The organism is Proteiniphilum saccharofermentans, from assembly GCF_900095135.1.
Taxonomy (GTDB): Bacteria; Bacteroidota; Bacteroidia; order Bacteroidales; family Dysgonomonadaceae; genus Proteiniphilum; species Proteiniphilum saccharofermentans.
The window spans coordinates 3,155,396-3,180,249 of record NZ_LT605205.1; the positions used below are offsets into that span (position 1 = coordinate 3,155,396).

The 24,854-nt window shown below is 45.1% G+C and carries 19 protein-coding genes; 11 read left to right on the plus strand and 8 right to left on the minus strand.

The features are described from left to right. Positions 1-134 precede the first annotated feature (134 nt). Together PSM36_RS12355 and PSM36_RS12360 are read left to right on the plus strand one after the other, a co-directional pair. Positions 135-1,088, plus strand: coding sequence for an IS1595 family transposase (locus tag PSM36_RS12355; RefSeq protein WP_076929706.1), 954 nt, complete (start codon positions 135-137; stop codon positions 1,086-1,088). A gap of 339 nt (positions 1,089-1,427) precedes the next feature. Further along, positions 1,428-2,633 (plus strand): ROK family transcriptional regulator, encoded by a 1,206-nt coding sequence (locus tag PSM36_RS12360; protein WP_019537957.1) that lies wholly within the window; start codon positions 1,428-1,430, stop codon positions 2,631-2,633. Positions 2,634-2,700: 67 nt separating this feature from the next. Here the strand turns inward: PSM36_RS12360 and PSM36_RS12365 are convergent, their stop codons facing one another. After that, a complete protein-coding gene (locus tag PSM36_RS12365) occupies positions 2,701-4,917 on the minus strand; it encodes a S46 family peptidase (RefSeq protein ID WP_076931154.1) in 2,217 nt (738 codons plus the stop codon). A gap of 247 nt (positions 4,918-5,164) precedes the next feature. On the opposite strand from PSM36_RS12365, the gene PSM36_RS12370 reads away from it, so the two are divergent. The 3 genes from PSM36_RS12370 to PSM36_RS12380 all read left to right on the plus strand — a co-directional run bounded on the left by PSM36_RS12370 (position 5,165) and on the right by PSM36_RS12380 (position 7,751). Then, complete coding sequence (locus tag PSM36_RS12370; protein WP_076931155.1) at positions 5,165-6,079, plus strand: glutaminase; 915 nt, start codon at positions 5,165-5,167, stop codon at positions 6,077-6,079. A 178-nt stretch (positions 6,080-6,257) separates the two neighbouring features. Beyond that, a complete protein-coding gene (locus tag PSM36_RS12375; RefSeq protein ID WP_076931156.1) occupies positions 6,258-7,148 on the plus strand; it encodes a coiled-coil domain-containing protein in 891 nt (296 codons plus the stop codon). 48 nt (positions 7,149-7,196) lie between these two features. Beyond that, positions 7,197-7,751, plus strand: a complete 555-nt coding sequence (locus PSM36_RS12380) for a hypothetical protein (RefSeq protein WP_076931157.1) — start codon at positions 7,197-7,199, stop codon at positions 7,749-7,751. Between the two features lie 38 nt (positions 7,752-7,789). Here PSM36_RS12380 and ligA read toward each other — a convergent pair whose 3' ends face one another. The 4 genes from ligA to panC all read right to left on the minus strand — a co-directional run bounded on the left by ligA (position 7,790) and on the right by panC (position 12,542). After that, positions 7,790-9,787, minus strand: a complete 1,998-nt coding sequence (ligA, locus tag PSM36_RS12385) for an NAD-dependent DNA ligase LigA (RefSeq protein WP_076931158.1) — start codon at positions 9,785-9,787, stop codon at positions 7,790-7,792. Between the two features lie 167 nt (positions 9,788-9,954). Then, on the minus strand, positions 9,955-11,277 hold the full coding sequence (locus PSM36_RS12390; protein WP_076931159.1) for an MATE family efflux transporter: 1,323 nt from the start codon (positions 11,275-11,277) through the stop codon (positions 9,955-9,957). A gap of 66 nt (positions 11,278-11,343) precedes the next feature. After that, on the minus strand, positions 11,344-11,694 hold the full coding sequence (gene panD / locus PSM36_RS12395; protein ID WP_076931160.1) for an aspartate 1-decarboxylase: 351 nt from the start codon (positions 11,692-11,694) through the stop codon (positions 11,344-11,346). Between the two features lie 5 nt (positions 11,695-11,699). Then, positions 11,700-12,542, minus strand: a complete 843-nt coding sequence (gene panC, locus PSM36_RS12400) for a pantoate--beta-alanine ligase (protein WP_076931161.1) — start codon at positions 12,540-12,542, stop codon at positions 11,700-11,702. A gap of 197 nt (positions 12,543-12,739) precedes the next feature. Between panC and PSM36_RS12405 the strand changes: the two genes are divergently transcribed. Together PSM36_RS12405 and PSM36_RS12410 are read left to right on the plus strand one after the other, a co-directional pair. Continuing rightward, on the plus strand, positions 12,740-13,558 hold the full coding sequence (locus PSM36_RS12405) for a glycogen/starch synthase (protein WP_076931162.1): 819 nt from the start codon (positions 12,740-12,742) through the stop codon (positions 13,556-13,558). A gap of 146 nt (positions 13,559-13,704) precedes the next feature. Beyond that, positions 13,705-15,093 (plus strand): DUF4270 domain-containing protein, encoded by a 1,389-nt coding sequence (locus tag PSM36_RS12410; protein WP_161947576.1) that lies wholly within the window; start codon positions 13,705-13,707, stop codon positions 15,091-15,093. Positions 15,094-15,175: 82 nt separating this feature from the next. On the opposite strand, the gene ruvB is transcribed toward PSM36_RS12410, so the two are convergent. The 3 genes from ruvB to rnr form a co-directional block, all read right to left on the minus strand. Then, positions 15,176-16,201 carry a Holliday junction branch migration DNA helicase RuvB gene (ruvB, locus tag PSM36_RS12415; protein ID WP_076931165.1) on the minus strand — a complete coding sequence of 342 codons (1,026 nt, stop codon included), beginning with the start codon at positions 16,199-16,201 and terminating at the stop codon, positions 15,176-15,178. A gap of 20 nt (positions 16,202-16,221) precedes the next feature. Next, positions 16,222-17,142 (minus strand): tRNA epoxyqueuosine(34) reductase QueG, encoded by a 921-nt coding sequence (gene queG, locus PSM36_RS12420; RefSeq protein WP_076931167.1) that lies wholly within the window; start codon positions 17,140-17,142, stop codon positions 16,222-16,224. A 101-nt stretch (positions 17,143-17,243) separates the two neighbouring features. Beyond that, on the minus strand, positions 17,244-19,388 hold the full coding sequence (gene rnr / locus PSM36_RS12425; RefSeq protein ID WP_076931168.1) for a ribonuclease R: 2,145 nt from the start codon (positions 19,386-19,388) through the stop codon (positions 17,244-17,246). Positions 19,389-19,641: 253 nt separating this feature from the next. Here rnr and PSM36_RS12430 point away from each other — a divergent pair, with 253 nt between their 5' ends. From PSM36_RS12430 to menD, 4 genes are all read left to right on the plus strand, one after another. After that, positions 19,642-20,655: an NAD-dependent epimerase/dehydratase family protein gene (locus PSM36_RS12430; RefSeq protein WP_076931170.1), complete on the plus strand. Its 1,014-nt coding sequence runs from the start codon at positions 19,642-19,644 to the stop codon at positions 20,653-20,655. Positions 20,656-20,756: 101 nt separating this feature from the next. Next, complete coding sequence (locus PSM36_RS12435; protein WP_076931172.1) at positions 20,757-21,989, plus strand: Cof-type HAD-IIB family hydrolase; 1,233 nt, start codon at positions 20,757-20,759, stop codon at positions 21,987-21,989. After that, positions 21,986-23,059: an isochorismate synthase gene (locus PSM36_RS12440; RefSeq protein WP_076931173.1), complete on the plus strand. Its 1,074-nt coding sequence runs from the start codon at positions 21,986-21,988 to the stop codon at positions 23,057-23,059. The genes PSM36_RS12435 and PSM36_RS12440 overlap by 4 nt, the downstream gene beginning before the upstream one ends. Before the next feature lie 4 nt (positions 23,060-23,063). Continuing rightward, positions 23,064-24,812: a 2-succinyl-5-enolpyruvyl-6-hydroxy-3-cyclohexene-1-carboxylic-acid synthase gene (gene menD, locus PSM36_RS12445; protein ID WP_076931174.1), complete on the plus strand. Its 1,749-nt coding sequence runs from the start codon at positions 23,064-23,066 to the stop codon at positions 24,810-24,812. The last annotated feature ends 42 nt before the right edge of the window (positions 24,813-24,854 follow it).

The following is a 24,854-nucleotide window of genomic DNA, read 5'->3' on the forward strand; positions in this document are numbered from 1 at the left end:
TTATTTATTATGATTATCCGCAGTTATTCCTAAAGAATTTAGCGGGAAAAAGTTATAAATAAGTTTCAAAAATGCTTGTGCAATTCACTGATATTCATTATATTTACATCGATAACGATATAAAGATTCAAGCTATGAATATCCTGGATTTTGCTATAAATTACCCCGATGAGGAATCCTGTCGGAAAAAATTCAAAGAACAAAGAGACCAAATGGGAGTAACCTGTCGGCATTGCAATTGTAAAGAACATTATTGGCTGGAAAACAAGCAGGCCTATGAATGCAAGCGTTGTCGCGCACGCCAAACCTTGCGTTCAGGCACCGTCATGCAGCACTCCAACCTGCCTTACCGTTACTGGTTCGTGGCCATGCACCTGCTCACGGCGACCAAGGGCTCCTTTTCCGCGGCGGAGCTGCAGCGCCAGCTGGGGCACAAGCGTTACCAGCCCATATGGGAAATGGTCAATAAACTGCGTGACGTGATGGGCAAACGCGATGATGAGTACACCCTTGAGGGAGCCATCGAGTTGGACGACGCCTTCTTTTCCACCGAAATATCCCTTCAAGAGAGGGACAAACCGTTGAAGCGCGGCCGCGGGAGCCAAAAAAAGACCAAAGTGCTGGTAATGGCTGAAAGCAAAACCGTTGAAAACCCCAAACCGGGTAAGAAACCCAAGAAGGTCAGATACCTGAAGATGAAAGTCATCAACGACTTGAAAGCCGGTACAATTACAAGGAATGTCAAAGAGCACGTTGAAAGCACGGCGGACCTGACCACCGATGACTCAACTTCTTACACTAAATTGAAAGAGCATGTCCATTCACATACGGCATCCGTTATTCCACACGAGGATCTTTCCAATGTGCTGCCCTGGGTCCATACCGCGATCAGCAATGCCAAACGACAGCTCTTGGGCGTGTATTACAAGATAAAACCGGAATACTTGCAATATTATCTCAACCAGTTCTGTTATAAATTCAACAGGCGTTACTTCGGGGAAAACCAGTTTGAAAGACTGTTGATAGCCGCTGTAACGTATGCTCCTGATTTCAAGTCAAGAATTTACAATAGGAACTATTGCGGATAATCATTTTATTTATTTATAGTTTAATGTTATGTTTCTATTCCATAAACCAGGTCACTAAAAAAGGCATTATCACTATTTCGTACAAAAGTACCAAAAAAGAAAAGATCGGAAAGGCATATCACAAAGATTTCTTTATATTTTACCCTTATTAGATCATTTTTTTCAATTACATTAGGCTTTTTCTACTCTCGGCAAAACAAATAAATTTGTTCTGCACTCGCTTAACGAAAAAGTTCATATCTTTGTTTGTTTTCATTGCAGAAACTCGTCCACCCAGGACGAGTAGTTTCACAGTAATGGATTAGAGTGATCTGGATTTGCATACTAAACAGATATATCATGGTAAAGAATTTTCTTTTAAAAAGCGATAAAAGCCCGAAAAATGTTCAGATAAAGAAAGACATTATCAATCACTTTATCACTACAGGGAATGACACCATCGCCGAATTATCCAAAGAGCTCGACCTCAGTGTACCCACTATAACCAAATTTATAGCCGAACTCAAGGATCAGGGATTGATAGCCGAGTTCGGCAAGATTCAGACGACCGGCGGGAGACATCCGAGCGTGTACGGATTAAATCCTACTTCCGCTTATTTTGTAGGAGTGGATATGAGCCGGCATCACCTGAACATAGCTCTGATGGATTTTACTGGAAATATAGTTGAATATCAGATGAGTATTCCCTACACTTATGAAAATACAACGGAATCATTTGATCTTCTTTGCGACCACATCCAGAAATTTATTGACAAGACTGGAGAACTCAAAAAAAAGATTTTCAACATCAGCCTGAATATCTCAGGCCGTGTAAATCCCGAATCGGGATATAGTTACAGCAGTTTTTATTTCAGCGAAAACCCTATCAGTGAAACACTTACAAAAAAGTTAAATTACAATGTAGGAATTGATAACGACACGCGTGCCATGGCCTATGGCGAGTATATGAAGGGTGTATCGGAAGGGGAACAGAATGTCATTTTTGTAAATATTTCCTGGGGGTTGGGTATTGGTATTATTATCGACGGCAAGCCCTATTACGGGAAATCAGGTTTTTCCGGTGAATTCGGCCATTTTCCGATTTTCGAGAATGAGATTCTCTGTCATTGCGGGAAAAAAGGATGCCTCGAAACAGAAGCATCCGGTTTAGCAATACACAGAATGGTGATGGAGCGTATCTCGAAAGGAGAAAGTACTCTCCTCACAGAGCAGATAAAAGATATCAATAAACTCACCCTTACCGACATTATCAAGGCCACCAATATGGAAGATCCTCTCTGTATCGAGATCGTGGAAGAGGTGGGGTATAAATTGGGTAAATATATTGCCGGCCTCATCAATATCTTCAATCCGGAGTTGGTAATTATTGGCGGACAAGTAGCCGAAACAGAAGGATTTATCATGCTACCCATACGGAGTTCCATCAGAAAACACTCCTTGAATCTGGTCAATAAAGATACCCGGATCGTGACATCAAAACTGAAGAATAAGGCCGGGATCATCGGTGCCTGCATGATTGCCCGAAGCCGCCTGTTTAACGAATAAGTTCAATTACATTAGACTATTTCTCGCAATGGCATAGCTCAAGCAAGCTTGGCTCTGCTCATATTGCTTAACGAAATAGTTCCAACTCTTCTATCAGATGGTCGGCTCCTGCGAACTTATCGATCACAAAAAGCACATATCGGATATCTACGATGATACTTCTCTGGTAATCGGGTAAATACTGTATATCCCCTCCTACTCCTTCCCAGTTCCGGTCAAAATTGATCCCGATCAGGTCTCCTTTACCGTTCAACACAGGGCTTCCGGAGTTACCGCCTGTAGTATGGGTAGTAGCCACGAAATTGACCGGCATATTACCGTCGGCCAGGGCATAGCTACCGAAATCCTTTTCCAGGTAAAGAGTTTTCAGTTTTTCCGCCACAACAAACTCCCAGTTATCAGGATCCTCTTTTTCCATCACACCTTTCAGAGTGGTCTGATGGGCATAAGTGACCGCATCACGGGGCTGGTAGCCTTTCACCTGCCCGTAAGTAAGCCTCAATGTAAGATTAGCATCGGGAAAATGGGTATAGGGTCCGTCCATGGCAAGAATCCCTTCCATATAGGTACGGCGCGCCAGGGAGAACGGTACATCGTATTTACTTAGTTGAGTGCCGAGCGAAAGTGCTTCTTCGGTCACCGAACGGGCAAACAGGAACATAGGATCATTCCTCAGTTGCTCCATCTTAGCCTTATCGGAGATGAACGCCCGGGGATCGGAATAAAACAAGTCCCAATTCTCCCTGTTTCCAAATAGAGACCGATCAAAAATATAATCAATAAATGCCTCCACATCCCCATTGAACCGGGTATAAAGAATATTGAAGAAAGCAGGTTGTTTTTCAATGCCAATCAACCGGGTATATTCGGTGAGCATGGCCACAGAAACCCTTTTATCTACATCAATATTGTAATCTTTATCGGCAAATAAGTTATAATCCTGCTCCAGTTGCAGGACTGCGTCCTCTATACCATCCGGAACGTTGGAATCCGCACCTTCGGCCGCAGCACTGTCCACCGCTTGTGTCAGCATATTCCATCCCCTTTGAGGCACATTGGCAAATTCCACAGCCCGTATGATTCCTTCATTGAGCATCCAGCTTCTGTAACGTAGATCGGCTCTTTCATCAACTATTCGTTCAATTTCTTTCAGCGCCTCAATATATTCAGGTTTTCGATTATTTTTTGCCCATTCCGACAAACGATTCTGCTGTTCCAGCTTCAACTGTTCGAAATCGCGCATATCAATAGCCCAGTTGGTACCAATGGCATTTTTATAGGCATTGGTGGAGCCGGAATATTTAGCTGCATACTGGATCTTTACAGCCGGATCGTTCAGCATCTCCTCCAACATAGCCTTCTGGCGCACTTCCCGCATATCGATACGTACCCTGTTATCGATATCTCTTCGTTCGGCTACTTCCCATGAGGTATAGTACTTATGGGTTGTACCGGGAAATCCCATAATCATCGCAAAGTCGCTCTCTTCAACCCCTCCGGCAGATATTTTCAACCATCGTTTGGGTTTTAGCGGTACATTCTCCGGCGAGTAATCGGCCGGATTTCCCTCTTTGTCAGCATAGATACGGAACAACGCAAAATCGCCCGTATGGCGTGGCCACATCCAGTTATCGGTATCGGCACCAAACTTGCCGATGGAACTCGGCGGAGCACCAACAAGGCGAATATCAGAATAGATCTTTTTGGTAAACATATAGTATTGATTACCGTTAAAGAAAGGCTTTATCTCCACTTCGGTACCGGGGACGGCCAGGAGTTCCTCTCCTGCTTTCTCCCGTGCAATCCGGTTAAGATAAGAGGGCGAAAGAAAGAAAACACCATCGGTATCTTGCTTTTTATCCCTTTCAAGGCACTGTTTCACATAATCGGTCACATCTTCCATACGGTCGATAAAGGCAACAGTCAACCCGGGGTTGGGAAGTTCTTCGGTTCTGGTCATTGCCCAGAAACCGTCATCCAGATAATTATTTTCTAAAGAACTATGATTCTGTATCTGCCCATACCCACAGTGATGATTGGTGAGTACCAATCCCTCTGACGAGATTACTTCTCCTGTACATCCTCTTCCGAAAAAGACGACTGCATCCTTCAATGAAATACCGTCAGGATCATAAATATCGTAGTCCTCCAGTTCCAGCCCAAGTTTCTGCATCTCGGCTAACTTTTGTTGTTTCAACAGATGGAGCATCCACATCCCCTCATCGGCAGAAGCAGTAAAGATAAATGAGCAACACAGGAGCAGATATAACACCAATTTCTTCATATGATTTTATTTAGAACTAAGAAGTCTGAAATGGAGAAGTGGAGAATTATCAAATTCACCTTTTCCACCTTTCCACATTAATTTCCCGTTTGAGTCGATAAAGTTAAGAAAAAATGCCATAAAAAGGTAATTAATTCCAGCTTTTCCCTATCTTTGAAACGTAAGCCTGATGCTTAGTTCTTATAGATCAGCGCTTCTAATTCTAAGTTCTTTTTTCTAAATTCTTATTTCTAATCTTCACAATAAAATGCATTACGAAACACTCTTTCAGGAAATTCACAGTGAGTTGCAGTCGGTAGAAGACCCCGGACAGGTAGGCGATTACATCCCTGAGTTAGCACATGTAAATCCCGATCAGTTCGGCGTGCATCTCACAACTGTCGGAGGTGAAGAATTTGCTTTCGGGGATGCAGAAAAGCGCTTTTCCATTCAAAGTATAGCCAAAGTATTCACCTTTGTTCTTGCTTATTCACGTATAAAGAGCAGTATCTGGGAACGCACCGGGCTAGAGCCGGCGGGGACTCCGTTCAACTCTCTGGTTCAGTTGGAGTACGACAGGGGCATACCGCGTAACCCGTTTATCAACGCCGGTGCCATTGTGATCTGTGATATTCTTGCGAGTGAACTGGCTTCTCCAAAAGAAAATATCCTGTCGTTCATCCACAGAATAACGGGAACTGACAGTATCGACTATAATTCCAAAGTGGCACTATCGGAGAAAAAAACCGGTTACAGAAACTATGCCCTGGTTAACCTGATGAAATCATTCGCCAACATCAAAAATGATATCGACAGGGTGATGGATATTTATTTCCATATCTGCTCTATTGAGATGAGTTGCAAAGAGCTTTGCCGATCTTTTCTCTTTCTTGCCAACAACGGGATTGTTCCATTTTCCGGCGAACAAATACTCACTGCGAGTCGCACCAAAAGAGTCAATGCGCTCATGCAGACCTGCGGCTTTTACGATGAAGCCGGAGAGTTCACCTTTAAAGTGGGGTTACCCGGAAAAAGTGGTGTGGGCGGGGGTATAGTGGCAGTCCATCCGGAAAAGTACACCATTGCCGTATGGAGTCCACGACTCAACAAAAAAGGAAATTCGTTCAAGGGGATGTTGTTCCTGGAAGAGTTGACCTCCAGAACCAGCTCTTCCATTTTTTAACGACGGGTAGACTTTTCTCATCGGGAGAATAAAAACGAGAGCAACGGCTCTGAATGCCATCCACAGTTCTAGGGTAAAGAGACGATTAATTCTTAAATTTACGAAAAAGGCCGGTGAATCATTGGGCTTTAGCTTGAAAAGGGTTATTTTTGCGGTCGATTGGAAAATAAGCACTTAGATGAAGATAAACTTAAAAGAACGCACGCCACAGCTGATTGCCGTAATAGGTGTCCTCGTCATTGTGATGGCTATTCTCATCGGATTTCTCATCACCAGGAATACACAGATGAGTGAGATGCAGCAACAGTTCACTATCGATAAACAGGAATTGGAGGATGAATATGAAGCCATTTCATTGCAATACGAAGGGTTTAAGTTCAGTGTCCAGAACGACTCGCTGTTATATAAACTGGAGAATGAACAGGCAAAGGTGCTTCGTCTACAGGAAGAGCTTCGAATGACCAAAGCGAGCGATCAGGCTGAAATCAAACGGCTGAAGGATGAGCTGGCCACATTGCGCAAAATTCTTCGTTCCTATGTGCAGCAGATTGATTCGCTCAACAGGCTCAATGAGCAACTGCGAGCGGAAAACCGGCAGATTACCGATCAATATCAGAAAACCACTCAAACCCTCAGGCAGGTATCCCAGGAGCGGGAACAACTCTCGGAAAGAGTATCGTTGGCAGCGCAATTGGTAGCCACGAACATCAGCGCCAAGGCGGTAAATGACAGGGGCAGGGACCAGTCGCGCCTGAGCCGGAGCACGCAGTTTGTAGTTTCCTTCACCATTGCCCGCAATATCACCGCGGAGCCTGGAGAGCGCACCGTATACGTCCGCATGATGACACCCGACGGATCGGTCCTCTCAAAAAGCCCGTCCAACACCTTCCCTTATGAGAACGGAAATATTCTTTATTCGATGAAACGCATCGTAGAATACGGCGGCGAGGAAATGCCGGTCACCATGTACTGGGATATTGAAGAATTTCTCATGCCCGGCACTTACAAAGCCGATATCTTTGCCGATGGACATCATATCGGTTCGTATAGTTTCGATATGAAAGATTAGCATTTTTCGTCGTTTTAACATTCCGATAAATTTCTTTAACGGAAAATCATGCAGCATTCCCGGAATGCAGGCATCTATAGGAGTAAACGCCCGCTTTCCGGTAATAACAATGAACAGATGAAAAATGCCTCCTGTTTGATACCTTTGTGTATACTATTCGGATTAATCGTGACGGAATTAGATGCACAGGACTTGAATGATGAAATGAAAAAAAGGCTTCGTCAGTCACTCATTACGCCCGAAAAACAATCCGGAGAGCAACAATATCAACATTCTCCCCAGATATTGCCAGAGCAAGACAAAGAAATCCTCAAAGTGTCTCCAACCACCAGGCTTCCCACAAGAGGAGACAAGATACAGTTACTCAATCCACCGGAAAAATACAAAACACACATAAATACGACAGTCACCAATGCTCCTCCCATCAATCAACGACCGGCAGGATCGGTTCGGTATGAGTTTGTGGGAAAGAATATGCAAATAATCCCCACCGGCGGCCAAATAGTGAAACCCTCCGGCCGGGATTTCGATCCAATCCGTGCCCGCAACAGGAAAAGGCACGAAAGAACCGACCGGCTGGTTAAAGCCTATAACAACGAGTAGGGCAAAGCAAGATCATGGGACAGGGTGAACCGCCGGGTTTATTGCAACATCTCCAGAAAAGCCTTTTCGTCAATAATTTTCACACCTAATTTTCCCGCTTTTTCTAATTTGGCCGGCCCCATATTCTCTCCGGCAAGAATGTAGTCGGTATTTTTCGAAACTGACCCGCTGTTCTTTCCCCCGTTTTGCAGGATCATAGCCTTGTACTCATCCCGCGAATGGAGTTCGAATGTACCACTGATGACGATAGATAATCCTTTCAATTTATCGGTCTTTGCAGCCAGCATCTCTTGGCTCAACGCAAACTGTAAACCGTACTGCCGCAACCTCCGTACGAAATCCACACAGAGGGTGTTGGCAAAGTAAGCGGTCACACTTCGCGCGATCCGCTCGCCGATTTCATCCACAGCGACCAGTTGCTCCACAGTCGCCTGGGCCAACTGATCGATATCCGGAAATGCCTGTGCCAGTTTCCGCGCTACGGTCTCGCCCACGAAGCGGATGCCCAGGGCATACAGAACCCGCTCATAGGATACTGATTTCGATCTTTCTATACTTTCCAGCAGATTATTGGCGCTTGTTTGTCCCCAACGCTCCAAATAGACAAGGTCTTCGAACCGCAACCGGTAAAGATCGGCAGCGTCACTGATCAGCCCTTTCTCATAGAGCAGATTGATAGTCTCCGGACCTATGGTGATATCCATGGCTTTACGGGTGACAAAGTGTTCGATACGCCCTTTTATCTGCGTGGGACATCCCTCGCTGTTGGGACAGTAATAGGCGGCCTCGTCCTCATTGCGCACCAAAGGGGTTCCGCAATCAGGGCATTTGCGGGTGAAAGTGACCCTGTCACCCAACAAGAAACGGGCTTCCTTATCTACACCGGTAATCTTGGGAATGATCTCCCCCCCCTTCTCCACATAGACCCTGTCACCGATATGCAGGTCAAGTGCAAGAATCGCATCTTCATTGTAAAGAGAAGCCCTTTTCACGGTGGTACCAGACAACAACACCGGCTCCAGATTGGCAACGGGAGTAACGGCACCTGTCCGTCCCACCTGGTAGGAAACCGATTCCAGGCGTGTAACCGCCTGTTCGGCGCTGAATTTAAAAGCGATAGACCATCGGGGAAATTTGGAGGTAGCCCCTAAATTGCGTTGCTGTGTCAAGGAATCCACCTTCAGCACAACTCCGTCGGTAATCACCGGAAGCGTCTTTCGAGCAACATCCCACTCTTTCAGATAAGCAAAGATCTCCTCCAGGGTCCCGCATTTCCTCATGGTGTCTGACACGTTCAACCCCCATCCGCGAGCCAGGGTCATATTCTCAAAATGGCTGCGGGACGGGAGGGAATCACCCAACATTGAATAGATATAGGATTCCAGCTTACGGGAAGCCACCACCCGGGAATCCTGCATTTTCAGGGTACCCGAAGCGGCATTGCGCGGATTGGCAAACAGGGGTTCTTCCTGTTCAGCCCGCTCTTTGTTCAGTGCATCAAAAGAACTCCACGGCATCAATATCTCCCCCCGCACCTCAATATAAGGGGGGACATCATCACCTTTCAACACCAACGGTATATTGCGGATGGTCCGCGCATTGGCGGTCACATCATCTCCTTTCCGTCCGTCACCACGGGTCACCGCCCGTGTCAGCCGCCCGTTCTCATAGACCAAAGAGATAGAAGTCCCGTCGAACTTGAGCTCACACACTATCTCGAACTCTTCGTTCAGTGTCCTCTTGACACGATTGTAAAAATCAGTCACTTCCCCCTCAGAGTAGGTGTTCTGAAGCGAAAGCATGGGGAAACGATGAACCACTTGTGTGAAATTATTGTTAATATCGCTTCCCACCCGTACCGATGGCGAGTTAGGGTCATAATACTCAGGGTATGCTGCTTCCAATTCCATCAGTTGTCGCATCAACCGGTCGAATTCAAAATCAGAAATCGTTGGTTGCGACAATACGTAATAGTTATAATTATGTTCATGCAGTTGGCTGCGAAGCGACTCAATCTGCAGTTTGACTGATTCCATTGTTATACAATTTAGAACTAAGAACTGAGAACCAAGAAATTAGGAGTCGGATATTTAGAAGTTAAGAAATTGTTGAATTATGAAATGTTGAAATTGTGAAATCCTAAATCTCTTTACCACTCTGTTATTTCCTTTTCCGTCAGTAAAGATAGTATAAATTCAGAAATTTAAATCTTCCTTTCCTTCCATTTACCGCTACGCAGGTAAATAAACGAAAGCGTAAGCAAGAAGAACCAATACACATGTTCCGTTGTCCATGCCACAGCTACGGAAAAACGCATGTGAATAATGACAAACCACATATATGAAAGATAAAAAAACAATGTGATAATCTCAAATTTAAGGGCGGTACGGGTATTCCCTGTACCCGATACGGAATTAAACAGTACTGATCCCATACTATAGATAGGTAATGATGAGATAAGCACATAAAACGGCAAAACGGTATCATTGATAAGGGAGGGATCATCCGTATAGATACGGATCATCGTCCTCGGAAAGGCAGAGACAATACCTATCACGCAGACCATTACTCCCAGACTTATAAAAGCTATTCGTTTTATCAGATTGATCACCTCATCTCTTTTGTCCGCTCCGATGGTATTGCTCACCAGCGTACTCGCCACGGCCCCCAATGCTTGCGAAGGGATCGTAAGAATAGTATAAAAACTCCGCACGATATTGGTTACCGCCAGAGGTCTTTCTCCCATATAATTCTCAATAAACACAAAGAAAAGCATCCAGGTAACAATGGAAAAAAGATACTGCACCATCATGAAGACAGAAATATCCAGTACTTTTTTAATTACAGACCATTGAAACCTGATTTTCCTGAAACCGTATTTATCGGGATCAACCGTTTTGCGTGTATAAACAAGCAGAAAAACGGTAGAAGCAAATTCTGCAATTACCGATGCGATAGCTGCCCCGGCAATTCCCAGTTCGGGCATTCCCAGATTACCGAAAATCAGACCATAGTCAAATATCACATTCGTCCCGGCCATCACCACAGCATTGACAGTAAGCACTTTGGTACGTGCGGTGCCGATATAGAACGCCCGGAACATAAGATTGACAAAGGCGAAAATAATACCGAAAACGCGCCATTCAAGATATTCCGTTACGGCCCCGGCAACATCGGCCGACTCAAACATTGCCGGTATCCAGTGAACAGCTCCGTAGCGCAGCAGAGGTATCAGCAATATAGCCGGGATAAGCAGGAAAATAGCTCCCTGAATAACAATATCTCCTATCTTGTTGTAATTCTTCTCACCATTTCTCCGCCCGATAAGGATCTGGCTCCCCATACTGAACCCAAAACCCAGCGTGTATATAGCGATGTAAATAATACCGGCCAAAGCTGATGCACCCAGTTCCACTTCTCCTACACGACCGAGAAAAGCGGTGTCAATCACCTGAATGATGTTTTGCGCAAGCAAACTCAACAGGATGGGCGTACTGATTTTGATGATGTGCTTATTGGAATACACCTATTTTAAACTAAAAAGCCGCCGATTGCTCTGGCAATCGGCGGATCTGTATGATTATCGACAGGATTATTTTTTTATCCGGTTGTTACCGTCAAGATTGATGACAGCAGGCTGGAACGTTTTTGCCTCTTCGGGCGACAGCAACGCGTAGCTCATGATGATGATCACATCACCTTTCTGTACTTTCCGTGCAGCTGCTCCGTTCAGGCAAATAATTCCTGATCCGCGTTCACCACGGATCACATAAGTCTCAAAACGTTCGCCGTTATTATTATTCACTACCGCCACTTTTTCATGTACGATCATGTTGGCCGCATCGATCAGATCTTCGTCGATCGTAATGCTTCCCTCATAATTCAAATTGGCATCGGTTACCGTTGCCCTATGTATTTTGGATTTCAATATTTCTAACCACATATATGTTATCTGTATCTTATATTATCAATCAGGCGCACATCACCGCAATAGACGGCAATTGCTCCCACAATATTTCCGGAATCCTGCCAGGTAGAGACCGGTTGTAATGAATCCCCATCAACAATCCCGAAGTATTCAACACGTAAGTCAGGTACATTGTTTATTGACCCGGTTACGAAGTGAATGATCTGATCCGGCGATTGTTCTTCGGTTAACAGGGTACTCTCCCGCATGATACGGTGTATTTCCGAAGCATGCTCCCTCTGTTCTACCGACAGCCGCTGATTACGGCTACTCATAGCCAAACCGTTCTGTTCCCTGACAGTAGGGACTCCCACGATCTCCACGGGTAGCTCCTGCTGCTTAACCATCTCCCTGACAATAGCTAATTGCTGGAAGTCCTTTTCACCGAAGTAGGCTTTATGAGGCTCCACAAAAGCAAAAAGTTTACTTACTACCTGGGCCACACCATTGAAGTGACCGGGACGGAAGGCACCCTCCATCACTTTGTCGAGCAGGCCAAAATCAAAGATCCGGATATCCGGCCCGGGATATATCTCTTCCACCGAAGGGGCAAACACAACATCAGCTCCGGTACTTCTCAGCAGTTCATAATCTTCTTCAGGAGTACGGGGATAAAGCCTCAGGTCTTCCTGGTTATTGAATTGCGTGGGATTGACAAAAATACTTACCACGCAGATATCATTTTCCGCCACACAACGTTCCACCAAGGTGATATGTCCCTTGTGAAGCGCACCCATGGTAGGCACAAAACCAATGGTTTTGCCCTCCTGCCGGTGCTGTTGAAGCAGTTCCTTCAGCCCTGCTATAGTATGAATAACTCTCATTGATCTGATTTTACAGTGCAAAGCAACAAAATATTTGCCACATACAGAAAAAAACCGTGCCAATTCTCCATATAACAGAAAGCAAAAAGATGTTACACAGCTCTATATAAGCTGATTACAAAATAGATGCATTTTTATTTTGTATTTATGTGGATTTTTTTTATTATCTTTGTACTCAAATTTAGATAATTAGCTACATGTCCCAGAAAAAAGTTTTGTACGTTTCACAGGAAATTTATCCTTATCTCGAAGAGACTAATATTTCAAATACTTCACGTTATCTGCCCCAGGCCATACAGGAGAAGGGTAAAGAGATACGCGCTTTTATGCCTAAGTACGGGAACATCAACGAACGCCGTAATCAACTTCATGAGGTGATCCGCCTCTCTGGAATGAATCTCATCATTGATGACACCGACCATTCCCTCATTATAAAGGTAGCCTCCATCCAGTCGGCCCGGATGCAGGTTTATTTCATTGATAACGATGATTATTTCCAGAATCGCGAAACACTCGTCAATGCGGAAGGACTGGAATATGACGACAACGACGAACGGAGCATTTTTTTTATCCGCGGGGTAATGGAAACCATCAAGAAGTTGCGTTGGGTTCCCGATATTATCCACTGTCACGGATGGTTCAGCGCATTGGCTCCTCTTTATATCAAGAAAGGATATGCCGATGATCCTTGCTTCAAGGGTGCAAAAGTGATTTACTCCCTTTACGACGAATCTTTCAACAAATCTTTCCAGAATGGATTTGCAGAAAAACTCCGTTTTGACGGAATTGGAGATCCGGAGATCGAGAAAGTAAAAGAACGGGGCATGATCGATTATACAAATCTGATGAAACTGGCTATTGATTTCTCTGATGGTGTTGTTCAGGGCAGTGAAAAGGCAAATCCCGAAATCATCCAATACATCCAGGAAAAGGGGGTGAAGTTCCTGCCTTACCATTCCGATTTTGACAAAAGAGTGGAAGAGATCGACGCATTCTACGAGGAAATTGACAGCTGATCCGGTTAAAATCCCTAATGAATTTATTTTTTTACCGCATCTATATACAAATATCTTTAAAAATAAAAAGAAAGCGTTTCGACGGTTTTTATTTGCCACATTTTTTTCAGATATTTGCGTCATTGAAAACAAACTTGATTGAACGAATGAAATTCAAATTCCTGTGCCGAGTACTTGTTATTGCCGTTATCGCCCTGTCCGCCGTTTCATGTAACGACAATCTTGATCCGATAGGATTTACCATACAACCCGGACCAGACCGTCTCGCGGTAGGTGTCGATACACTGGAGTTACAGGCACGCACCGTTCAGATAGATTCTATATTTTCCAAAACACAATACCCTGTATTGGGCGAATATACTGATCCTGTTTTCGGTACTATTAAGTCCGAATATATCGGAGAGTTCTATTTTCCCGAAGGTGCACAATTCCATGACGGCGCTTCCATTGACTCGGTGAGAGTGCAGCTCGCTTACACCACGATGATGGGAGATTCATTGTCGCCGATGGGGTTGTCTGTATATGAAGTTACCAAATCGCTAAAGGGGATAAACAATTATTCCCATGTCGACCCCACGGAGTATGCCGATATGTCGGCGCCTCTGGGCACACAAACATTTACCGGAAAGAATTCAACCTACAGGACTGAAACCACCAGTTCAGGAAGTTCTATCAAGGTATATGAGATCAATGTGATGCTCCCGAACGCTTTGGGTGAAAAATTTCTTGCCGAATATAAAAAAGAGGGACACGGGCAACTGGTGAATGTGGATGAATTTAGAAAATTTTTCCCGGGATTGTATTTTACTACCAATTTCGGTAAGAGCACCATCCTCAATGTAAGCCTCACTTCACTTCTGGTACATTATCAGTACCTGGACAAAGGCGGTACATATGATGGCAAGGGGGATACTATCCGTACAAGCGCCATGCGCCTGAATATTACTCCGGAGGTCACCCAGATCAACCATATTCAAAACAAAAACGACCAGTTGCTGGAGGAAAATCCTGACTATGCGTATATCAAAAGCCCTGCCGGGGTAATGACAGAGATTACCTTTCCTCTGTCGGAAATGGATGAGAAGTTGCAATCACAGGCCCTGAATCTGGCAAACTTTACTGTATATGCCATGCCTGAGCCGGACGAAGACACTATGGTGAAATTGAGTCCTCCGACCTATCTGCTATTGGTAAATAAAGATTCGCTGGCCGGATTCTTTGAAAACAGAAAGCTCGAAGACAAAATAACCAGCTTCATTTCCGAGTTCGACGCTTCTACCTACTCTTATAGTTTCGGGAATATTTCCACAATGATCAACCACTATAATGAGAAGAGGGGGGGAAATTCAGACGAATTCGAACTGGTCTATTATCTTATTCCGGTAGACGCAACCTATGTCTCACAACAAACCAGTTACTACGGTTCTTCAACACCGGTTCTAACCGCAATACAACACCGTATGTGGCCGGCAGCAGCCAGATTGGATAAACGTAAAGGAAATCTGAAGCTGGATATGATTTTCAGTAATTTCTAGCACACACCATTCTATTTACCGGCGCATCGGCTATTAATCTTACCCTGCCTTACGGGATATTTACCTCGTTGCGATCGGGACATCAAAATAAAAGTCCCTGCCCTTCTCCTTTTTTTCGTCCCAGGTGGCGGTATGCCAGATCGGTCGCTTCCCTGCCTCGCGGGGTACGCTTGATAAATCCTTCTTTGATCAGGAAGGGCTCATACACCTCTTCGATGGTGCCGGCATCATCCCCCACAGCCGTAGCAATGGTAGTAATCCCTACCGGCCCTCCTTTGAACTTATCAATGATAGTCAGTAAGATTTTATTGTCTACTTCGTCCAGACCGTATTTATCGATATTGAGTGCTTCCAGTGCATAAGACGATATCTGCCTGTCTATTTTTCCGTTCCCTTTTATCTGGGCAAAATCACGTACCCGCCGTAATAGCGCATTAGCCACACGGGGTGTCCCCCTGCTCCGGGAAGCGATCTCTAACGCTGCCTGGCCATCACAGCTAACCTGCAACAGGTCGGCCGATCGCAGGACGATCCCGGTAAGGGTTTCCAGATCGTAATACTCAAGGTGCATATTGATACCGAAACGTGCTCTTAACGGGCTGGTCAGCAAACCGCTGCGGGTAGTAGCTCCCACAAGTGTAAAAGGATTCAGGTCAATTTGGATAGAACGCGCACTGGGGCCTTTATCAATCAGGATATCAATCCGGTAATCTTCCATGGCACTGTAAAGATACTCCTCCACTACGGGAGAAAGCCGATGAATTTCGTCTATAAAGAGCACATCATTCTGTTCCAGTGAGGTAAGCACTCCGGCCAGATCACCCGGCTTATCGAGCACCGGCCCCGACGTCACCCTGAATCCCACACCCAATTCATTGGCGATGATATTCGAAAGGGTTGTCTTGCCTAAGCCGGGAGGGCCGTGCAACAACACATGATCAAGCGACTCGCCACGCAAACGGGCCGCGCTGACAAATATTTTCAGGTTTTCCACGATCTTCCCCTGCCCCTTGAAATCTCCAAAGGTCAATGGACGCAAACTATTCTCAAACTCACGCTCGGTCTCCCTGAAATTGCGGTTACTATGTATATCGAAACTCTCTTCCATCATTGTTGATGCAAAAATAACTATTTATCGGGAGTTTTGGAAATTGCAGCCACATTCCGTTTTAATCCGGAGAATTTGGCCCTTTTCACGGCCGATTTACGAAATATCCGCCGATAATCCTCTTCATCCATTTCGATCAGTTTTTTCAGGTCGAGTGACAAAAATTCATCCAACGGCATGAATTCGGGAGTACTATGCGGCCTGGAGTAACGATTCCAGGGACACACTTTCTGGCAAATATCACAACCGTACACATTATTGCTCAACAAAGGAGCTATGCCGGAAGATATCTCCCCCTTATTCTCAATGGTTTGATAGGAGATACACTTATTCGCATTGAGATAATGAGGTCTCTCTATGGCACCTGTAGGACAAGCATCGAGACAGCGGCGGCATTTTCCACAGTTTATGGAAATTGGAGAGTCATAATCCAACTCCATATCCACGATGAGTTCGCCCAGGAAAAAATAAGAACCTTTGCGGGGAATGATCAGCAATGTATTTTTCCCAACGAATCCCAATCCTGCCTGTGCCGCCCAGAAACGTTCCAGTACCGGAGCCGAATCAGAGAAATAGCGCCCTGTAACCTCCGGATACCGGGATTTTATAAATTCGAACAAACGGCTCAATTTCTCGCGTACCACATCATGATAGTCTTTGCCATAAGCGTAATAGGCAAACTGCGGTACCTCTTCGGCTAATCTCTCGTGCGGATAGTAGTTCAATGCTACCGAAATGATGGATTTGGCACCGTCCACCAACAATCTGGGATCAAGCCTTTTGTCGATATTACGGGACATGTACTCCATACCCGCATTGCCGTTCTCAGCCAGCCACTGCATATACCGTTCCTCCTCCCCGCTATCGGTAGCGCGGCAGATACCACAGGCATCGAAGCCAAGCGATAACGCATATTGTTTGATCTCTTCGGAAAATGTCATAAAACGGCGTTTCCATTATTCTCCCCGCATAATTACAAAAACCTCCGTAGTTAAACCGAGTTCACACACCTTATGCCAATACTTTGTAAGGGAGTTAAATTTTAGGCAAGCGTAAAATCAAGTTGTTTCCTGTCGAGATTGGCTCTTGCCACCTGAATGGAAACAGGCTGGCCAAGACGATACTCTCTTCTGGTACGCCGGCCGACTAACCGGAAATTCTTTTCATCCAGTTCGTAGAAATCATCATCCAACTCGCGGATAGGGATCATACCTTCACACTTATTCTCATTGATCTCCACATAAATCCCCCATTCCGTCACACCGGAGACTACGCCATCATAGACTTTACCGATCTTATCGGCCATGAATTCCACCTGCTTGTATTTGATAGAATCCCGTTCGGCGTTAGCAGCTACCTGCTCCATTTGGGAACAGTGCTTGCATTCCTCTTCCAGGGATCCCTGGTCTACACTTTGCCCTCCCTCCAGATAGCGTTCCAGCAGACGGTGCACCAGCATATCAGGATACCTCCGGATGGGAGAAGTAAAATGGGTATAATAATCGAACGCCAGACCGTAATGTCCTACATTCCTGGTGGAATAGACCGCTTTGGACATAGTACGGATTGCGATAGTCTCAATCAGGTTCTCCTCTGGGCGTCCCTGCACCTTATCCAACAGGGAGTTGATACTCTTCGCCACTTCCACTTTCGAGCCGTCGGGTTTTATCTTGTGCCCGAATCGCAGGATGAATGTATTGAATGTATCCAGTTTTTCCGGATCAGGGACATCGTGTATGCGATAGACAAAAGTTTTGGGTTTCTTCCCTTTGGGTACTATGCCGATAGATTCGGCCACGTTTTTATTAGCCAGCAACATAAACTCTTCGATCAGATGGTTGGCTTCCTTTGACTCCTTGAAATAGACTCCCAACGGCTTTCCTTTCTCATCGAGATTGAATTTCACCTCATACCGTTCAAAATTAATGGCACCATTGGCAAACCGCCTCTCTCGCAATTGCCTGGCAAGATGGTGCAATTGCAGTATCTCAGAGGAAAAGTCGCCCTTTCCGGTTTCGATCACCGCCTGTGCATCTTCGTAGGTCAGCCGGCTGTCCGACTTTATCACGGTTCTTACAATACGCGATTTTTTTATCTCTGCTTTATCATTCAGCGTAAAGATCACCGAGAAACAGAGTTTCTCTTCATAAGGGCGTAACGAACATATCCCGTTGCTCAACCGTTCTGGCAGCATGGGGATGGTCCTGTCGACAAGGTAAATGGAGGTCGCCCTGTTTTCCGCCTCCCGGTCGATCAGGTCTCCCGGTTTCACATAGTGGGTCACATCGGCAATATGTACTCCCACCTCCCATTGATTGGATGAGAGTTGACGCAGGGAAAGGGCATCGTCGAAATCTTTGGCATCTTTCGGGTCGATGGTAATAGTGAATACATCACGGAAGTCTTCCCGTTTGGCAATCTCTTCTTTATCGACTCCCTCAGGGATCAGGTCGGCAAATTTCTCCACTTTCTCCGGATAGCTGTAAGGCAGATCATATTGGGCAAGAATGGCATGCATCTCGGTATCATTGTGTCCCGGCTTGCCCAGCACATCAATCACTTTTCCTACGGGATTATTGGCTTTTGCAGGCCATTCGGTAATTTCCACCAACACTTTGTCTCCATTTTGGGCACCATTGAGTTCTTCTTTCGGAATAAAGATATCATTCGAAAGGAACTTACTATCCATCACCAGGAAGGCAAAGTGTTTCTGCACCTCCAGTATTCCCACGAAACGGCTTTGGGCACGTTCCAGTATATCTACAACCGTTCCTTCGGTATCAGCCCGTTTCCGCTTTGCCAACAGTTGGACACGAACCCTGTCTCCGTTCATGGCATGCTTACTGTTCCGTTCGGGTATATAAATAATATTTCCGTCATCGTCAGGCACAAAAAAGTTTTTGCCATTGCTCCGTCGTTCAAAACGGCCTTCCAGCATCAATCCCCTGTTGTTGATACGGTATCTGCCGCGGGATGTCTCTAAAAGCACATCTTCATCGCGCAGCTTGTCGAGCACACTGATCAGTACACGTCGTCCCTCTTCTCCACGAATATCCAGCGCAGCTGCTATCTGCTTATAATTGAATTGCTTATCATTATTCCGGGAAAGAAAATTGGTTACTAAAGGGATCAACTCCTTTTTTTTGGGTTTATTTACGGAAGGTATAGGTGTTGTTTTTTTACTCATAATTTATTTACGTCAGTTTCTACTTAAACAATTCAATCGCATTTTAGTTAAATACAAAGTAATAAAATATTTCATAGAAAACAGATCCAAGAGCCAAGAATCAAGACATAAGACACAAGATACTCTAATCATATCCTTGTGCATGTGAATTTATCTCATAAATATTACATGCAATAAAACAAAATTAAATCGTTTCTTCATTTTCAAATCCTGAAGTAATCGCTATTTTTGTATAAAAGATAAGGGAGATAGTATGCGAAAAAGAAGGATCCTCATCACCGGTGCCAGCGGATTTATAGGAAGTACCGTTGTTGACAAGGCACTGGAACTGGGATATGAAACCTGGGCCGGAATACGGACGAGCAGTAGCCGGCAGTACCTGCAGGACGAACGCATTCGTTTTATCGACCTGCACTATGGCGATAAAACGAAGTTGAAGGAACAACTCCGGAATTTTACAAATGAGTATGGACATTTCGATGACATCATACATATTGCGGGACTGACAAAGGCACGCCGCAAATCGGATTTCGATACAGTAAATTGGGAATATACCAAAAATTTCGTAGAGGCACTGATAGAGACGGATAATGTTCCCGATTCTTTTGTATTTATGAGCTCCCTCGGGGCTATGGGCCCCGGGGATGAAGTTGGGTATACTCCCATGTGTGCCGATAAGACTCCCACCCCTAATACAGCTTACGGAAGGAGCAAACTGAAAGCCGAAAACTGGCTGAAGGGTATCGACGGATTTCCTTATCTGATTTTACGTCCTACCGGTGTCTACGGCCCCCGCGACAGGGATTATCTTATCCTGATGAGAGCAGTAAAAAATGGATTAGACGTGGGAGCAGGTTATAAAAAACAACTCCTCTCTTTTATCTATATCGAAGATCTGGTAAATATAGTTTTCTCCCTGATTGAAAAAGGGATTCGGAGAAAAGAGTATCTCGTCTCCGACGGAGATATGTATACCGACAGTGAATTCAACGCCATTGTACGGGATGTATTGCATAAAAAGAATGTATTGAGGTTAAAAATCCCACTCTTTCTGGTAAAGCCCGCAGCATTTATAAGTGAAAAAACCGCTGCTATTTTTGGTAAAGCTACTACCTTTAACAGCGATAAGTATAGGATTATGAAACAACGCAACTGGGCTTGTGAGATTGCTCCATTGAAAGAAGATATCGGTTTTCAGCCGGCATACAGATTGAAAGAGGGGGTTGAGAAAACGATTGAGTGGTATCGGAAAGAGGGATGGCTCTGATTGATGTGATGATTTAACAATTTAATGATATGATGATTAAAAAAGAAGTCGGAAGTTGAGAAGTGAAAATTTCATAATCTTAAATTTTGAATTAAATAAATATGAAATACAAACTATTGGTTCTTGATGTGGACGGCACATTAGTGAACAGCAAAAAAGAATTATCCGTACAGACTTTGACCACCCTGTTGAAAATACAACATGCGGGGATCCGCATTGTATTGGCTTCGGGGCGATCTCCATACGGACTACGACATCTGGTTGAAAAACTGGAAATGAAAAAATGGGGTGGCTATATCCTTCCTTACAACGGGACTCAAATTGTGGATGCAGGGAGCGGTGAGGTGCTATTCGAAAAGCGGATAGATCCGGCAATGCTGCCCTATCTCGAGAAGAAGGCACAGAAGAATGGTTTCGCTATTTTCACCTATCACCAAAATCAACTTATCACTACGGATCCGGAAAACAAACATATCCAGGATGAGGCGGCGCTCAACGGTATGGAGATCATAGCAGTAGAAAACCTTTCTGAAGCGGTGGATTTTTCGCCCTCTAAATGTGTACTGGTCAGCGATAACGAGACAGCATTGGTAGCTTTGAAAGATCAATGGAGGAAACGCCTGGCCGGCGTCCTGGACGTATACCGCTCTGAATCATTCTTCCTTGAAGTCGTGCCCAAATTTGTCGATAAGGGAAATACATTGGGTGTCCTGATTGAAAAGTTAAAGATTAGTACTGAAGAGGTAATGGCAATCGGTGATGGACGGAGGGATTTCTCGATGCTCCAACTCGCCGGTTTAGGTATTGCTATGGGAAATGCGCAGGACTCGATCAAGGCATGTGCCGATTATATCACCGAAAGTAATGATAATGACGGAGTCGCTATTGCAGTCCAGAAATTTATCATTGCCGCAGTCCGTCCAGCAGATATTCCACCGGACAAATTGAATGCCGGCAACCGTAATACACTGATGGGTAATCTGGGCATTCAATATACCTATGCTTCGTCAGGCCGGATTGAGGCGGTAATGCCCGTAGATGAACGTACCCGGCAACCCTTTGGAGTACTGCATGGCGGCGCCACATTAGCGCTCGCCGAAACAGTGGCCGGAATGGGATCGATGCTAATTTGCGAACCGGATGAGATTATTGCCGGGATGCAGGTTAGCGGTAACCATATATCTTCGGCCCACGAAGGTGATACGGTACGTGCTGTGGGAACAATTATCCACAAAGGGCGTTCATCTCATGTATGGAATGTAGATGTCTTCACTTCGACCGACAAACTAATCTCTTCCATCAGAGTGGTCAACAGTGTATTAAAAAAGAGATGACAGAACAACATAGTTACCGTATTTTAGATGTACTGATCGAACAGGACGCCTATTTCGCGATTTTCAGGCTGCCGCACGAAACAGCACCCCGGTTTGTGATGCAAACGTCCGGTACCCCCTCTATCCTCAGGGATATCGAGGAACTGAACGAGCAACAGGGATTTGTGATCGCTCCTTTCCGGACAAACGCAACATCTCCCCTCATAGTGATACGGCCGGATCGTACCACTTTTCCGGAAGTAAATATCTCTATCCGGAAAGATGGGCAGGAAAAAGCATATCTCCAAAAGCATATAAGCAAGAATAAAGTTGAGTACAGCTACCTCTTCGACCGATTCCACAAACCATTGGCAAACGGGGAATTGAAAAAACTGGTACTGTCGAGAAGCAAGATCATCGATAGAAAAGACACATTTTCTCCGGGACGTTCTTTTTTCAATGCCGTGGAGAAATATCCCCATTCGTATGTTTACCTTTTCCATACACCTCAAAGCGGCACATGGCTGGGAAGCACACCCGAAATACTGCTAAGAGGGGTAAGAGATGAATGGCATACAGTCGCCCTTGCCGGAACCCGCTATCCCAATTCGGGCACTGTAACGTGGGATGACAAGAATCTAAGAGAACAGCATCTGGTCACGTCCTATCTTCTAAAACAACTTTCCTCCTTTCATATCACACCGGAAATAAACGGGCCTTACACAATAAAAGCCGGAAATCTGGCGCATCTGCGGACAGACTTCAGTTTCAACTTGCCGGAAACGCCAAAGCCTGGTACATTACTAAAAGCGCTCCACCCCACGCCGGCAGTATCGGGACTTCCGAAAGATGAAGCCTACCGGTTTATTCAGCATAACGAAGAGCAAGATCGTCTTTATTATTCCGGATTCCTCGGCATGCTCGACACAGAAGGAGAAACCGACATATATGTAAACCTCAGATGCATGCATATTGAGAAAAATTTGCTTACTTTGTTTGCCGGCAGTGGTTTACTCGTATCTTCATCTTTGGATGACGAATGGGAAGAAACCGAACATAAGTTGGAGGTGATGTTGAATATACTTCAATAAAGGCATGTATTCCGAAAAAAAAAATGTTTTACAATTGGTAGCGCTGCTCAAAGCGCATGATATTACCCATATCGTGCTGTCTCCCGGCTCACGGAATTCACCGCTTACCCATTCTTTTGCGACAGACAGGGATTTCACCTGTTACAGTGTTGTAGACGAAAGGAGCGCCGGTTTTTTTACCTTGGGCATCATACAGGCTATCGGGAAACCGGCAGCTGTCTGCTGTACATCGGGAACGGCAACACTGAACCTCGGCCCGGCTGTGGCTGAAGCCTTTTATCAGCAGTTACCCCTGTTAGTGATCACTGCGGATCGCCCTGCCGCATGGATCGGGCAGATGGACGGGCAAACCATTCCGCAGAGCGGCCTGTTCAGAGATCTCACCCGCCGGTCGGTTCAACTCCCCCAAATAGCAGATGAGGAGGAAGAATGGTATTGCAACCGGTTGATCAATGAGGCTATACTCAGCCTGGATAACGAGGTAAAAGGTCCCTCACATATAAATATCCCTTTAGGTGAACCTCTGTTTGGCTTCAATACACCAACCCTCCCTCTTGTCCGTGTGATCCGGCAATCTGCACCCGGATACATGATCCATAAGGAAGATAGATATAGAGAACGATTCGGCAGTTATTCCAAACGGATGGTCATTGTCGGACAATTGCTGCCGGGCAATGGCTTAACCGAAATATTGGAAAAACTCCGTAAGGAATGGGACGTTGTAGTGCTGGCGGAGCAGTTATCCAATATCCCCGTAAAAGAGACTTCAGTTTTTGACACGGTACTTTATGCGGCATCGGAAAAAGAATTAGAAGAGTTAACACCTGATCTGGTCATCACATTAGGTGGACATATCGTTTCCAAGCGGCTGAAACAGTTCATCCGCTCAGCCCGTATCCGCGAACATTGGCATATTTCTCCCTCCGGCGAGGTCACAGATACATTTCAGCGGGTTACTGATATTGTAAGGAGCGATAATGAAACATTTCTGCTCTATCTGACAGAGAGACTGCCCTGTTTGGAGGAAAAAGAATTTAGCAGGGTAAGAGAGTTCGATGAGACAAAAGATTTTAGGGAAATAAAAAATTCCAAAGAGGCAAGAGGTTTCCGGGACCTTTGGGAAAGAGCCTGTGCATCCGTATCGGAACCGGACGTGGCCTTCTCCGATCTTTATGCAGCCGGTGCATTGATGCATGCGTTGCCGAAAAACTCTTCCTTACAGTTAGGAAACAGCAATAGTGTGCGTCTGGCACAGTTATTCGATATTCCCTCGTCGGTAAGAATGTTTTGTAATCGGGGAACCAACGGGATAGAAGGCTCACTTTCCACAGCGGTCGGATATGCTTCGTCGTCGGGTAAACTCACTTTTCTGTTGATTGGCGATTTAAGTTTCTTCTACGATATGAACGGACTTTGGAATAATTACAGCACCCGCAATTTACGCATCCTGCTGAATAATAACGGCGGAGGAGAGATATTCGGTATGCTTCCAGGACTGAACAAGTCGGAAGTATTGCATGAGTATATTGCTGCCGCTCATACAACCGAAGCAAAGGCCTGGGCAGAACAACAGGGATTTCTCTATCTTTCTGCCCACAACGCCGGGGAATTGGAACAGCAATTGCCACTCTTTACAGATACTGACAGCGAAAAACCGGTTCTATTGGAAGTGTTTACTTCCATGGAAAAGAATGCAGAACAAATACGATTATATTATCATAAGCAAAAAAGACGTTTTAAGTTAGATGACTAGAAGTCAAACCTGTGCAGTTTATACTAAAGTGACAAAACGACT

What these genes read in the sequence shown, in the direction of transcription:
- PSM36_RS12355 (WP_076929706.1), top strand. Translation starts at nt 135, where the DNA reads ATGAATATCCTGGATTTTGCTATAAATTACCCCGATGAGGAATCCTGT.
- PSM36_RS12360 (WP_019537957.1), top strand. Translation starts at nt 1,428, where the DNA reads ATGGTAAAGAATTTTCTTTTAAAAAGCGATAAAAGCCCGAAAAATGTT.
- PSM36_RS12365 (WP_076931154.1), bottom strand. Translation starts at nt 4,917, where the DNA reads ATGAAGAAATTGGTGTTATATCTGCTCCTGTGTTGCTCATTTATCTTT.
- PSM36_RS12370 (WP_076931155.1), top strand. Translation starts at nt 5,165, where the DNA reads ATGCATTACGAAACACTCTTTCAGGAAATTCACAGTGAGTTGCAGTCG.
- PSM36_RS12375 (WP_076931156.1), top strand. Translation starts at nt 6,258, where the DNA reads ATGAAGATAAACTTAAAAGAACGCACGCCACAGCTGATTGCCGTAATA.
- PSM36_RS12380 (WP_076931157.1), top strand. Translation starts at nt 7,197, where the DNA reads ATGCAGCATTCCCGGAATGCAGGCATCTATAGGAGTAAACGCCCGCTT.
- ligA (WP_076931158.1), bottom strand. Translation starts at nt 9,787, where the DNA reads ATGGAATCAGTCAAACTGCAGATTGAGTCGCTTCGCAGCCAACTGCAT.
- panD (WP_076931160.1), bottom strand. Translation starts at nt 11,694, where the DNA reads ATGTGGTTAGAAATATTGAAATCCAAAATACATAGGGCAACGGTAACC.
- panC (WP_076931161.1), bottom strand. Translation starts at nt 12,542, where the DNA reads ATGAGAGTTATTCATACTATAGCAGGGCTGAAGGAACTGCTTCAACAG.
- PSM36_RS12405 (WP_076931162.1), top strand. Translation starts at nt 12,740, where the DNA reads ATGTCCCAGAAAAAAGTTTTGTACGTTTCACAGGAAATTTATCCTTAT.
- PSM36_RS12410 (WP_161947576.1), top strand. Translation starts at nt 13,705, where the DNA reads ATGAAATTCAAATTCCTGTGCCGAGTACTTGTTATTGCCGTTATCGCC.
- ruvB (WP_076931165.1), bottom strand. Translation starts at nt 16,201, where the DNA reads ATGGAAGAGAGTTTCGATATACATAGTAACCGCAATTTCAGGGAGACC.
- queG (WP_076931167.1), bottom strand. Translation starts at nt 17,142, where the DNA reads ATGACATTTTCCGAAGAGATCAAACAATATGCGTTATCGCTTGGCTTC.
- rnr (WP_076931168.1), bottom strand. Translation starts at nt 19,388, where the DNA reads ATGAGTAAAAAAACAACACCTATACCTTCCGTAAATAAACCCAAAAAA.
- PSM36_RS12430 (WP_076931170.1), top strand. Translation starts at nt 19,642, where the DNA reads ATGCGAAAAAGAAGGATCCTCATCACCGGTGCCAGCGGATTTATAGGA.
- PSM36_RS12435 (WP_076931172.1), top strand. Translation starts at nt 20,757, where the DNA reads ATGAAATACAAACTATTGGTTCTTGATGTGGACGGCACATTAGTGAAC.
- PSM36_RS12440 (WP_076931173.1), top strand. Translation starts at nt 21,986, where the DNA reads ATGACAGAACAACATAGTTACCGTATTTTAGATGTACTGATCGAACAG.
- menD (WP_076931174.1), top strand. Translation starts at nt 23,064, where the DNA reads ATGTATTCCGAAAAAAAAAATGTTTTACAATTGGTAGCGCTGCTCAAA.